Below are 12,500 nucleotides of genomic sequence, written 5' to 3'. Positions count from 1 at the left end.
AGCAGCCCCATGTGCATATCAATGCCCCAGCGGGTTAATTTGGCGGCTAACGGGTACTGCTCAAAACGCACCACATCGGTCACCGCCAGCGTGACAGGATTCACCGCAACAGCATCCACCTGCGTCGGCCAATGGCGGTCTATTTCAACCACACTCCATGCCTGATCAGCCTTCGCCGGCTGCTTGATTTCAACTTTAGCGGCATCAATACCGGCCTGACGTGCCACAGCTAACACCGTATCGTACAGCGTGGCATTCTGTGGTGTGGGAACTTCAATGTGATCGTCCGGATCGGCAGCATGATCATGATGACCAGCATGCGGATCTGGCGCTTGATCTAAGGCGCTGACTGGGGCCAGTGAGGTGGAAAGAGCGGGCGTAGTCCAGCCAAACTGCTGACGCAAAACACCGATGTTATCGCCCGCCCAGCGTGACCAAGTCAGACCCGTTGCCGAGAAAAACAGCAAGCCCAGTAACAAAAATAGCCCCAGCCTCTGATGTAACGTGCGCAGACCCCGCTTTTTTGGTGCAGCCGACACTGTTGATGTCACTGGCGGCAGTGTTGTTGCTGCTAATGTTGCTGTCGGCTCAACAGAGGTCACGGCACTCGTCACCCGATGATTGGGTTTACGCTGACGGTATGCCCACAACAGCAGCCCACCTAACGCCGCTACCCACAGCCAAGAAGCGGCCAGCTCACTGTAGTATCGACCCATATCTCCCAGTTGCAAATTAACATGCAACTGATCAATCCACGTACGCAGCGGCAATACTCCACTGGTACCGTAAGCCACCAGCGCGCCGTGAGTTTTCGCCGTGACCGGATCAACAAACACCGCCAAACGCTCAGACGGATTTAACCCATCGACATTAAACAGCACCCGCGTGTTGTCTCCCTCCGCAGGTGAAGGACGCACGGCAGACAACGTAGCCTCTGCAGGCGCTACTTTTTTTGCCGCCTCAACTTGCTGTCGCAACGGCAGCGTTTGCCCCTGACTGCTGTTATACAAAAAGTCAGCATACAGACGTGACTCAATTTGCGGGGTAAGGGCATATAAGATCCCGCTGAGGGCGGCAACCAGCATAAAAGGGCCAACAAATATGCCGACATAGAAATGTAAACGCATTAACAGGGGAACAAACCAACTGCGCGTAGTGGTGGGTTGCCGGCGGCGATCAGTTGTGGCTAAAGCAGAAGAACGTTCAGACATTGCAGTGCTAATCCAAGTGAATGTAGAAATTCACCTGAATGTATATCATGGTTTAAAAATCAACAATCCGCTCAAATAAGAAGCAAATAAGCCTCTTTTTTCACGATAATTTCTCTTTTTTTATCCCAGTAAAATTATTTTAGACAAAGTAATCTATTTCACGGTGTGCTTGTAGTCAGCACATTTGTGCGAACTAAAAAAAACAGAGAAAAAAGAGAAAACAGACAAGCCTGTAACCGCGGCCTGTCTGTTACTTAACTTAACGCTGCTGAAGCAGGAACTTCACCAAACCATCATATTGCTGGGTAAAGTCAGCCGTGTCTTTGGCTTCAATTCCACCCATATTAATCTGGTACTTACCGTTAATGATCACAGCCGGTACACCACGAATCTCATAGGTTTGCGCGGCCTGCTCTTGTTTAGCAACCAGCGAGTTGACCATAAAACTGTTCAACGCAGCATCATATTCAGTGCCATTCACACCAATGCTTTCAAATGCAGCACGAATATCCTGAGCACTTTTAATGCTTTGCGTTTTCTGAATGCCTTCAAACAGCACCGGCTGCACTTTCGCCTCAACACCCATCACCATTGCCACAGCCCAAGCACGGGTCAGATCTTTACCCAGCGGGCCAAGGAAATTCACGTGATACTGTAAAAACTCACCGCCTTCCGGTACAGCTTTTTTGATCTGTGCTGGAAGATGGTACGAAAACTCAAAGTCATAGCAATGCGGGCAATAAAACGAGAAAAACTCCAGCGCTTGCGGTGCGGCAGTGGCCGGTTTATCAAAGGTGGTGTACTGCTTGCCATCCGTAAACGTGGTTGCAGTTGCGGCAAAAAGAGGCGTGCTTAGCAGCAGACCTATCAGCAATGTCCCTATTTTTTTCATGTGTAACCTCGATGTCATTATTTTCAAATAATAGTTTTTAAATCGTATCGGCGGCTACTTTAAGGCAAGGGTGACTGATCCAGCAATAGCGCGAATGATAAAGTTTTGTAAAGACGGGGTAACATGAAACAGCCAAAACCTCTGCGCAAAATTGCGTAACCTGTTCCAGATTAAAAAAAATAGTGGGGGGATAGAAGCCAACGAACGGAAAACTGTTTGCAATCAGCAGTGAGCCAACTGCAAACAGTCAATCGGGCCGATTTGAGTAAAATTCACCCCAATCAGACCCGTAACTCAAAAATTATTTTTGGGTCAGCAAAAATTTCACAATTTCACCAAATTGCTTAGTGAAATCTTCATTACTTTTCGCATCAATTCCGCGCGCTTCGACACGGAATTTGCCATTTATGTAGAAAGCCGGCACGCCTTCAACCTGAAAATCTTGTGCCGCTTTACTTTGCTGTGCCACAAATGAGCTGACCATAAAGCTGTTCAGTGCAGCATCATACTCCTCACCGTTCACGCCAATTTTCTCAAACGCTGCGCGAATATCGGCCGGTGTTTTAATGCTACGTGATTTTTGAATCCCTTCAAACAGGACCGGTGCAACCTTCTCTTCCACACCCAATACGTTAGCAACGGCCCATGCACGGCTCAAATCTTTTGCCAATGGCCCCATAAAATCGACATGGTACTGTTTGAAACTGCCACCACTTGGCACTTCACTGCGCACGGTTTGCGGAATGTGATAGGTGCTTTCAAAAGCAAAACAGGCCGGACAGTAAAATGAGAAGAACTCCACTGCTTCCGGTTGTACAGAGGCCGGACGGTCAAGCGCGGTATACTCTTTTCCCTCTTTAAACTGCGCCGCAGAGACATTTGCAGCCAGCACCAGCGAGGCCAACGTAAGCCAAATTTTTTTCATGCAGAATAATCCTTTTAATTCTCAAGGTGACAATAAGTTATTTTTATCAGCATTATAGGGATAACCCGTACCCCACTGCTACTCTCAATACATTGGCATTAATTGCAGTGGCGGCTCACGCAGTGCAGCAATTTGCTCTTTACAGGCCAATATTTGCTGCTCCCAGTAGCGCGGTTCGGCAAACCACGGAAAACTGCGCGGAAACGCAGGGTCTTCCCAGCGGCGTGCCAGCCATGCCATATAATGCACCATCCTCAGACCACGTAATGGTTCGATCAGTTGCACTTCACGGGCAGTAAAATCACTAAATTCGCTGTAACTTTCAATCAGCAGATCTAACTGCATCAACCGCTCATTACGATCACCATTGAGCAGCATCCATAAATCCTGCATCGCAGGGCCGTTACGGGCATCATCTAAATCGACAAACAGTGGGCCATCGCGCCATAAAATATTACCCGGATGGCAATCACCGTGCAGACGTAGCGGCTGCCAATCGGCATACCAGCGCTGCTCTATCTCGCTGATCAGCAAGTTGAGATCGGAGAAAAATACGTTGCGCAGACCATCGGGAATAAACCCTGACTGCTGCAAAAAATCACGCGGCTGATACAGATACTCATCCAGCCCCATAGTCGGGCGCTCGGCAAAACGCTGTTTGCGCCCTTGCTGGTGCAAACGCCCCATAAAGCGCCCCACCCACTCAAGCTGTTCGAGGTTATCGACTTCGTACTGACGCCCGCCGACACTCGGGAAGACCGCAAACAGAAAATCCTGATACCGATGCAGTGTCTGACCGTTTAGCGCCAGCGCCGCCACTACCGGAATTTCGGCATCGGCCAGCTCTTGGGCAAACTGGTGCTCTTCGAGGATCTGCCCCTCACTCCAGCGCCCTGGACGGTAAAACTTCACCACATAGCGGCGGCGATCTTCATCCAAAAATTGATATACCCGATTTTCATAGCTATTGAGAGCCAGCAGACCGGAGTCTACCCGCAAACCTACCGCTTCAAGGGCATCCATGATGAGATCGGGCGAGAGAGTCTGAAAAGCAAAAGCACTACCGGAGTGGCTGGTCATAATGATCGGCTCTGATGAGGATTCATTAATGCAGCATAGCAGAGTCGGGCGTGACAAAAAACGCCGCACCGAGTAACCACCCAGTACGGCGCTGATTTCCAACCTGTTTTCAGCGAGCATTAACGCTCGGTAAAGAAGCGGCTTTCGGCGCGAGCCTCAATATCGTCAGCGTCATCAGCAAGACTGACGGTAAATGTAATATCAGTGACCGCTTTACTCAGGCTCTCAGGGGCTATCGCCACACTGACCGGCTGGGTATAAATCTCCCCCGCTGCAACCTCAATGGTATTCGGACCATACCACTGTATACCGGCCGGCAAACCCATCACATTTAAGCGATACTGCGCGCTCTGCTGGGTTTTATTCTGCACTTTGAGAATAAAGGTATTCTCTACATCACCGTCATTATTGATGCGATAGAGCTGATTGCGATCACGCAGCACATCAAGATTCACACTGCTTAAACTCAGCAAATTCACAGTGAACAACCCCACCATAACCAGCAACACTAAGCCATAACCGAGTAATTTTGGCCGTAATACACGTGATGTAGGGCGTATCTGCTGCTGATTACCCGCCGACTTTTCGGCCAGCTTATGCTCAGTGGTATAGCTGATTAAACCGGCGGCATAGCCCATTTTTTGCATGGTATCGTCACAGGCATCCACGCAAGCACCACAGTTAATACACTCATATTGCAGCCCATGGCGAATATCAATACCGGTCGGGCACACCTGCACGCAGAGCGCACAATCAATACAATCACCCAACCCCAGCGTTTTCGGATCTGCTTTGCGGCTACGTGGCCCACGTGTTTCACCGCGGGCGGCATCGTAACCCACAATATAGGTATCACGATCAAACATCGCCGACTGAAAACGGGCATACGGGCAGATATGGGTACACATAATCGCCCGCATCCAACCTGCATTGCCATAGGTGCAGAGCATAAAAAACAGCACCCAAAACACTACCCAACCACTGCTTGCCCCGCTAAAAAACTCACGAAATAGTTGCTGTGCAGGAACAAAATAGCTGACAAACGCCAGCGCAGTGAGCAATGAAAACCCCAGCCAGCACAGGTGTTTGGCCGTTTTCCTTAGCAGTTTATCGCGATCCCATCCCCGTTGATCCAGTTTACGCCGCTGATTGGCGCTGCCTTCAAAACGTTCCTCAAACCAGATAAAAATAAAGGTCCAGACCGTCTGCGGGCAGAGAAAACCACACCACACCCGCCCCAAAAACGTAGTGATAAAAAACAGCGCAAATGCCGCAATAATCAGCAGCCACGCCAATAAGGTTAAATCTTGCGGGAATAAACTGGTCGCAAAAAAAGTAAATCGCTGCTGGCTCAGATCAAACAGTACCGCCTGCTGCCCGTGAAAACGCAGCCACGGTAGACCAAAAAACAGCAGCATCAGTAACCAGCCCATATTGCGGCGCAAGCGCTGATACACGCCATGAACGGCACGGACATACACCCGCTGGGTCGGGTCAAACGGTTCGGGTTTAGCCGGAATATTTTTTACATGGATATGAGAGTCTTGCCGCATCAAAAGCGCTCCCTGCTCAGACAGGCGTTTAGCTGATAACCTTGATTATACGGCGTGGAAAACCAAAACTGACAAACATTTTGCTAACTTTTTAGCAGCATGTGCGCGACATCGATAATCGCTGTGGAAATGGGAATAGAAATAGAAATAGAAATAGAAATAGAAATAGAAAACAGACTACCGCTGGCAGCCATACCGCCAGCGGCACAAAAAACCGATTATTAAAAACCCCGCACTTGCTACGCAGCCCTTCCCTTATCTATTTTTTGATCCCTTAAAGAGCAAAAAAAATTTATATTATTGGGATAGTGCTCTTTTACGCAAACACGCAGCCTCTCAAATCAGTCTTTGATGATACCGCGCGCACGTAACAGAGCGGTTTTAAAATCATCTTCATAGTCTTTAGCCAGCCCCGGAATCGGTGCTGTTTTTTCTGATTCACGCATTTTCAGATGGTAAATCAGTATATCGTCGGTCAGCTCGCTCAGTTCACCCTGAAATCCAGCTTCTTTTGCCAGTTTTTGCAAAAATGCGATCAGATTGAGATCGGGGTCTTTCTGCCATGCCGGGTGTAGCAGTTCAATCAGCTCATTAACGCGGTGACACTTCATCTTAACACTCCTTACATCTCATTAAATGGTGCAGATATTCGCCATTAATTAACAAATTACGCTCTCTATCCACCATTAACAGGGTTAGCCGCAAAAGGTAGCAAGATTTAGCGACACTGAACATCAGTATGTGATATTTCTCTTTCGCAGACCAACAGTACAGAATTTGGTGCTACGCAATGGCTTTATCGCCATTATTTTGTATGAAAACATTTCAATTATACTGGTTATGCGTAGAATGAGCGCAGCAAGCACAGAGGAGCCCGCAGTGAGAGAGCCGATTACCGGTGCGATTTTAGCCGGTGGAAAAGCAAGGCGCATGGGAGGAAAAGACAAAGGATTGATCGTTGTTGCCGGCAACCCGCTGTATCAGCATGTTGCACAACGTTTAGCGCCACAAGTCAGCCAACTGCTGATAAATGCCAACCGACATCTTACCGAATACCGCCGCAGCGGTTATCCGGTACATACTGACTCTCTGGCCGGATACCAAGGCCCGCTGGCCGGTATGCTCACCGCATTACAGCATGCACAAACCGACTGGGTCGTGTGTGTGCCGTGTGACAGCCCTCTATTACCCCATGATTTAGCCGCACGTTTGTTGGACGCTGTTGGCACTGCCGATTGTGCAATAGCGACAGACGGTGAACGAACGCACCCCGTTTTTGCGTTGCTGCACCGTAAGCTCATCCCTGCATTACAGCACTTTTTGCAGAGAGATGAACACAAGCTTATGCTATTTTTTGCTCAGCAACATTGCGTAACGGTTGATTTCTCTGATCAAGCAGCCGCTTTTTGTAATGTAAACACTCCCGATAATTGTATGATGATAGAGTCACTATTAGGGAGTCATACATGACACTGCCAATACTGGGTATTGTCGGCTATAGCGGTAGCGGTAAAACCACACTGCTAAAAATGCTGTTACCTCTGCTGCGTCAGCGAGGTATCCGGCCGGCACTGATAAAACACACTCACCATGATGTGGATGTTGATACACCGGGTAAAGATAGCTTTGAGCTGCGTAAAGCCGGTGCTGACCAAACTATCGTAGTGTGTGATCAGCGCTGGGCGCTGATGACTGAAACACCGCACGTACCTGCGTCACTGGCGGCGTTGTGTCATCAGCTTGATTCAACCACGCTTGATCTGGTGTTAGTAGAGGGGTTTAAGCATGAACCGATCCCTAAAATCATGCTCTACCGCGCAGCGGTAAAAAAACCACTGACCAGTCTGCTGGAACCGACAGATCCACAACTGATCGCGCTGGGTACGGATACTCCAGATGCTCTACCCTGTGCTCTTTCAGTTCCGGTACTGGATATCAACCAACCAGCGCAATTTGCCGATTTCATTCAATGTTGGCTGAAATTGCACGCCTGATCTACATCATAGATCGGCGCACCACGCTCGACAGACCAACGTGCAACAACATGTGCCACATCATGGGCTGATACGCGCATTGCAACACAACAGCAAAACCTATAACGATATAATAATTGCACCATGACACCACCGCATTCGGTTGGGAGGACACATGAATCATCACCACCATCAAAAAGCGGCTCAGCGTAATCTGTCGTATCAGTTGGCAGAGAGTATGGGCCGCCAGATGCTCAACGGCCAAATAGAACCGGGTTCAATTTTACCGGGCGAAATGGAGCTGGGCGAAATGTACGGCGTGAGCCGCACCGCCGTGCGAGAAGCCGTAAAAATGCTAGCCGCCAAGGGGATGTTATTACCGCGTCCGCGCATTGGTACACGCGTTATGCCGCGCCGGAACTGGAACTTTCTTGATCAAGACCTGCTGACCTGGTGGGCTGAGCAGGATGACAAACAGAAATTGGTTGCTGAATTTCATGTGATGCGTGAAATGCTTGAACCGAAAGCCGCCTCAATGGCCGCCATGCACGCCTCACCAGAAGACCGTCATCAACTGTCACTGCTGATGGGCGAGATGCGCGCGCTTGACGAACAGTTCGATAAAGAGCGCTGGATTGAGGTAGATACCCAATTCCATCAGATGATCTATTTCTCGAGCGGAAATCCGTTTCTGACTCCGTTTGGTAACCTGTTTAAAGCCGTTTTTCAGGTGTACTTTCGTACGGTGACCCGTGATTCAGTGGTGCGCTTAGAGTGCCATCAGGCAATTATTGATGCCATTTTACGCTCAGATCCTGATGCTGCTGCCGCTGCAGTAGAGTCACTGATTAACGATAAAGATTAACCCTGTCAGCTCGCTTTTTTACGGGTAATTCCCTTCATTACTGCCCTGCTTTGGTATCCGGTCATCTATCGGATATCAAAGCCTCGTGATACCAGCAGTACCCCGCCATACGCCAGCCGATTGGCTTGGCGAAATGCATTGGCTGAGGTAAAGTCACCCCCTTTTGCCGCGTACTCTCGGGGATTTTACAGATGTATATCGGATTTGATTACGGCACGGCCAACTGTTCTGTCGGCCATATGACTGCCCACGGGCCACAATTATTGACCTTAGAGCAAGACTCGCCTTACCTTCCATCAATGATCTGTGCCCCAACCCGTGAGGCCGTCAGCGAATACCTGCACCGCCACTGGCAACTGCCGACTACCGATAAAGCCAGCCAGCAACTGCTGCGCACTGCGATGAACAGTAACCGTGATGAAGATATTCAGGTCAGTACCGATTGCCTGCGCTTTGGCTTGCACGCATTGCAACACTATATGCAAGAGCCTGATGAAGTCTATTTTGTCAAATCACCCAAATCATTTTTAGGGGCTAACGGGCTAAAAAGCCTACAAATAGCCCTGTTTGAAGATCTGGTTTGCGGCATGATGCACCACATCAAACGGCAAGCCGAGCATCAGCTCAACAATACCATTACCCAAGCGGTGATCGGCCGCCCGATTAACTTTCAGGGTACTGGGGGCGAAGAGGCCAATCGGCAAGCGCAGGGGATCTTGCTGCGTGCCGCGCAACGCGCCGGATTTGAGAATATCGAATTTCAATTCGAGCCGGTAGCCGCGGGGCTTGATTTTGAGGCGACCTTGCAAAAAGAGCAGGTGGTACTGGTTGTTGATATCGGCGGGGGAACAACAGACTGCTCACTGCTGCTGATGGGCCCACAGTGGCACGCGCAAACTGATCGCCAGCACAGCCTACTCGGGCACAGCGGATGTCGGGTTGGTGGTAATGATCTGGATATCGCCCTGACCTTTCATCAGCTGATGCCACTGCTGGGTATGGGAGGCAACACCGAAAAAGGCACGGCTCTGCCGACACTGCCATACTGGAATGCCATTGCCATTAATAATGTTCCCGCACAGGCTGATTTCTACGGCAGTGCCAACGGCAAAGTGCTACAAGCGCTGCTGCGTGACGCGGCAGACCCGATTACCTTTGCCCGTCTGGTCAAAGTGTACCGCCAGCGGCTGGGTTATCGTTTAGTTCGGGCGGCAGAAGAGAGTAAAATTGCGCTCTCCCAGCAAGCACAAACTGCACTTGATCTGAGTTTTATCAGCACAGGCTTGCAGCATCAGATAACCGAAACCGCGCTGGCACAGGCCATTGAGCAGCCACTGCAAAAAATTCAGGCGCTGGTTTCAGAAGCCTTAGCCTCCAGCAATCGCCAGCCGGATGTTATCTACATCACCGGTGGCAGCGCCCGATCACCGCTGTTGCGCCATGCGCTACAACAGCAATTACCGGGGATCCCGCTGGTCGGTGGCGATGATTTTGGCTCTGTTACCGCAGGTCTAACCCGCTGGGCTGACATTTTGTTTCGTTAATAACCCCTCATCTTCACGGCAAAAAGCTACCCAGAAGCCCTGTTTCAGGTAAAATCAGGGCTTCAATCAGGTTTTATCCTGATGGGTACATGTGACAATTGAGGTTTACCGCATGACACCGCCACGCAGTATGGCCGGTCTGCCATGGATTGCCGCCATGGCACTTTTCATGCAGACACTGGATGCCACCATCTTAAACACCGCGCTGCCCGCTATGGCCGCCAGTCTGCAACGCTCACCGATTGCCATGCAATCGGCCATCATCAGTTACACCCTGACCGTGGCACTGCTGATCCCTATCAGCGGTTGGATGGCCGATCGGTTCGGCACCAAACGGGTTTTTCTAACTGCCGTTTCACTGTTTATTCTCGGCTCACTGAGCTGCGCTATGTCAGGCAATTTGGGCATGCTGATAGGCTCGCGCATTTTGCAAGGTGTTGGCGGCGCAATGATGATGCCAGTTGCCCGCTTAGCGCTGATCCGCGCTTATCCACGTGAACAACTGCTGCCAGTACTGAACTTTGTCACCATGCCGGGGCTCGTTGGGCCAGTGCTTGGCCCGTTACTCGGCGGATGGCTGGTAACCTATACCTCATGGCACTGGATTTTTCTGATCAACTTGCCCATTGGTCTGCTTGGTCTTTGGTATGCAAAACGCTGTATGCCGGATATCCGCATGCCAACACACCGTTTAGACTGGCGTGGATTTCTCTTTTTCGGGCTGGGGCTGGTGTTGATCACGCTGGGCATGGAGCTGTTTGGTGAGAATTCACTCGGACACGGTATTGCATATGCCATCTTGGGAAGCGGTATATTACTGCTGCTCAGTTATGGCTGGCACGCAACCCACTACCCCAACCCGTTGATTGATCTGAAACTGTTTCGAATCCGTACATTCAGTATCGGTATTGCCGGCAATATGTTTTCACGTTTAGGGACCGGTGGTATACCGTTTTTATTACCGCTAATGTTACAAGTCGGGCTTGGTTACAGTGCTGAAATCTCCGGCTGGATGATGGCTCCGATTGCAGTAGCGGCTATTTTATCCAAACCCTTTATCACCCAACTGCTAAAACGGCTCAGTTACCGCACCACGCTGCTACTCACCACCGTACTCACCGCCGCCTGTATCGCCGGATTTGGTCTTTATCGCGCAACTTACCCTATCTGGGTGCTGATCCCGCTGCTACTGATGTTTGGTATGCTGATGTCGATACAACTGACCTCAATGAACACCCTCGCACTCAGTGGGTTGTCTGAACACAATGCCAGTGGGGGTAATGCAGTACTGAGCGTGGCGCAACAACTGGCGATAAGTTTTGGGATAGCCGGCAGTGCCTCAATATTGAGCCTGTATAAAGAGCAAGGGTTCACTCTGAATCTGGCGTTTCACCACACTTTCCTGACTGTTGCGGGGATCACCTTGTTATCTGGCGTGATTTTTATGCTAATGAAGCCGCATGACGGTGCCAATATGCATGCCCCTAAAAGCAATCCATTGGTGGATGAGTAACCTACAGCAGTAGAGCGGCTAAAGCCGCTCTACTCAGTTAATCGGATGACCTAACTCTCCGATGAAACAGACTATTGTGCGGATGTTGCCGGATATGGCAGCCAGCTCTTCATATCCAAACTCAGATACTCTTTATTGTTGTAGCGCAGCATCACGCTGCCCTCATTGGCTGCCACCACTGGGGTGGTTTCTGGTAGCGCATTAACCATGGCGGCGAGATCAACATTATCCCGTGAATACGCCTCGCTACCGACCATACTGGCTACCAATTGGGAGATCGCCAGATAGCTGCTTGGCTTGGTAATGTGCATAGGATGCTCTGCCAGCACCGATTTAGCATTGATAAACTTCACCCCCACCGGCACATGCACAATCGAAGGGCTTGGGATCTCGCGCATCCCCGAGATCTGCATCATATCGCCCTTTAGTGCAGCACCGTGCTCCGGCACAATCACCACCATCACCGGACGACCCGATTTCTCAAGCTGCTGTAAAAAGGCATTCAGATCATCAAACAGTGTCCGCAAGCTCTGCTTGTAATCTGCACGGGCAGTTTTCCCCGTTTGGGCATTGATCATCCGATTGCCATCATGCAGGCTGATCGTGTTGTAATACAGTGCTTCGCGCGCAGAGCCTGACTTGATGCGGTTTTTCCACCAAGTATCTAGCACCGAAATATCACGGTAGATAGGTGAGCCATCAAACGAGGTCATTGCCGGTGTTAAACCGGTAAATGGCATTGGTGTCGTCTGTAAATTCCCTAGCGTCCGCGCTTCCTGAACAAAATCACCAAAATGGCCATCATGGTTCATTGCCCATGATTCGTTAAAGCCAATTTTCTTCAGGTTCTCAAACAGATAACACTGCGGATCAGCCGGTTTAAACAGACCAGCATTTGACTCCTGTCCGCAACTGGCACGCAGTAAGCGGATCATCGCCGGACC

The 12,500-nt window shown here is 50.1% G+C and carries 12 protein-coding genes; 5 read left to right on the top strand and 7 right to left on the bottom strand.

The window, feature by feature from the left end; genetic code table 11:
• The 6 genes from ACRC27_RS00890 to ACRC27_RS00865 all read right to left on the bottom strand — a co-directional run.
• On the bottom strand, positions 1–1,211 hold a 1,211-nt coding region (locus ACRC27_RS00890), incomplete at its 3' end, for a PepSY-associated TM helix domain-containing protein (RefSeq protein ID WP_438638878.1).
• A 259-nt stretch (positions 1,212–1,470) separates the two neighbouring features.
• A complete protein-coding gene (gene dsbA / locus ACRC27_RS00885) occupies positions 1,471–2,103 on the bottom strand; it encodes a thiol:disulfide interchange protein DsbA (protein WP_438622587.1) in 633 nt (210 codons plus the stop codon).
• Positions 2,104–2,404: 301 nt separating this feature from the next.
• On the bottom strand, positions 2,405–3,028 hold the full coding sequence (dsbA, locus tag ACRC27_RS00880) for a thiol:disulfide interchange protein DsbA (protein WP_438622586.1): 624 nt from the start codon (positions 3,026–3,028) through the stop codon (positions 2,405–2,407).
• An 84-nt stretch (positions 3,029–3,112) separates the two neighbouring features.
• Complete coding sequence (locus ACRC27_RS00875) at positions 3,113–4,108, bottom strand: serine/threonine protein kinase (protein ID WP_438631022.1); 996 nt, start codon at positions 4,106–4,108, stop codon at positions 3,113–3,115.
• Positions 4,109–4,227: 119 nt separating this feature from the next.
• Positions 4,228–5,661, bottom strand: a complete 1,434-nt coding sequence (gene ccoG / locus ACRC27_RS00870; RefSeq protein ID WP_438631016.1) for a cytochrome c oxidase accessory protein CcoG — start codon at positions 5,659–5,661, stop codon at positions 4,228–4,230.
• Between the two features lie 341 nt (positions 5,662–6,002).
• Complete coding sequence (locus tag ACRC27_RS00865; RefSeq protein ID WP_438622584.1) at positions 6,003–6,272, bottom strand: YihD family protein; 270 nt, start codon at positions 6,270–6,272, stop codon at positions 6,003–6,005.
• Between the two features lie 268 nt (positions 6,273–6,540).
• On the opposite strand from ACRC27_RS00865, the gene mobA reads away from it, so the two are divergent.
• The 5 genes from mobA (at position 6,541) to ACRC27_RS00840 (ending at position 11,556) form a co-directional block, all read left to right on the top strand.
• Positions 6,541–7,131, top strand: coding sequence for a molybdenum cofactor guanylyltransferase MobA (gene mobA, locus ACRC27_RS00860; RefSeq protein WP_438622583.1), 591 nt, complete (start codon positions 6,541–6,543; stop codon positions 7,129–7,131).
• A complete protein-coding gene (gene mobB / locus ACRC27_RS00855) occupies positions 7,128–7,655 on the top strand; it encodes a molybdopterin-guanine dinucleotide biosynthesis protein MobB (protein ID WP_438622582.1) in 528 nt (175 codons plus the stop codon). Before mobA ends, mobB begins: the two co-directional genes overlap by 4 nt.
• A gap of 154 nt (positions 7,656–7,809) precedes the next feature.
• Positions 7,810–8,499 carry a FadR/GntR family transcriptional regulator gene (locus ACRC27_RS00850; RefSeq protein ID WP_438622581.1) on the top strand — a complete coding sequence of 230 codons (690 nt, stop codon included), beginning with the start codon at positions 7,810–7,812 and terminating at the stop codon, positions 8,497–8,499.
• A 191-nt stretch (positions 8,500–8,690) separates the two neighbouring features.
• The gene (gene yegD / locus ACRC27_RS00845; protein WP_438622580.1) at positions 8,691–10,043 is read left to right on the top strand and encodes a molecular chaperone; all 1,353 of its coding nucleotides are present in this window, start codon (positions 8,691–8,693) and stop codon (positions 10,041–10,043) included.
• Positions 10,044–10,155: 112 nt separating this feature from the next.
• Positions 10,156–11,556, top strand: coding sequence for a DHA2 family efflux MFS transporter permease subunit (locus ACRC27_RS00840; RefSeq protein ID WP_438622579.1), 1,401 nt, complete (start codon positions 10,156–10,158; stop codon positions 11,554–11,556).
• A 71-nt stretch (positions 11,557–11,627) separates the two neighbouring features.
• Here ACRC27_RS00840 and bcsG read toward each other — a convergent pair.
• A partial coding sequence (bcsG, locus tag ACRC27_RS00835; protein WP_438638876.1) for a cellulose biosynthesis protein BcsG occupies positions 11,628–12,500 on the bottom strand: 873 nt, incomplete at its 5' end.

The sequence above is a fragment of the Plesiomonas sp. genome (genome assembly GCF_051650925.1).
Lineage (GTDB): Bacteria > Pseudomonadota > Gammaproteobacteria > Enterobacterales > CAMTGL01 > Plesiomonas.
Note: the sequence above shows the minus strand (reverse complement) of the source record. Positions and strands in the feature narration are given on the sequence as shown.

Excerpts from the sequence above, each read along its gene's own strand:
- dsbA (WP_438622587.1), bottom strand. The coding sequence starts at position 2,103 with ATGAAAAAAATAGGGACATTGCTGATAGGTCTGCTGCTAAGCACGCCT.
- dsbA (WP_438622586.1), bottom strand. The coding sequence starts at position 3,028 with ATGAAAAAAATTTGGCTTACGTTGGCCTCGCTGGTGCTGGCTGCAAAT.
- ACRC27_RS00875 (WP_438631022.1), bottom strand. The coding sequence starts at position 4,108 with ATGACCAGCCACTCCGGTAGTGCTTTTGCTTTTCAGACTCTCTCGCCC.
- ccoG (WP_438631016.1), bottom strand. The coding sequence starts at position 5,661 with ATGCGGCAAGACTCTCATATCCATGTAAAAAATATTCCGGCTAAACCC.
- ACRC27_RS00865 (WP_438622584.1), bottom strand. The coding sequence starts at position 6,272 with ATGAAGTGTCACCGCGTTAATGAGCTGATTGAACTGCTACACCCGGCA.
- mobB (WP_438622582.1), top strand. The coding sequence starts at position 7,128 with ATGACACTGCCAATACTGGGTATTGTCGGCTATAGCGGTAGCGGTAAA.
- ACRC27_RS00850 (WP_438622581.1), top strand. The coding sequence starts at position 7,810 with ATGAATCATCACCACCATCAAAAAGCGGCTCAGCGTAATCTGTCGTAT.
- yegD (WP_438622580.1), top strand. The coding sequence starts at position 8,691 with ATGTATATCGGATTTGATTACGGCACGGCCAACTGTTCTGTCGGCCAT.
- ACRC27_RS00840 (WP_438622579.1), top strand. The coding sequence starts at position 10,156 with ATGACACCGCCACGCAGTATGGCCGGTCTGCCATGGATTGCCGCCATG.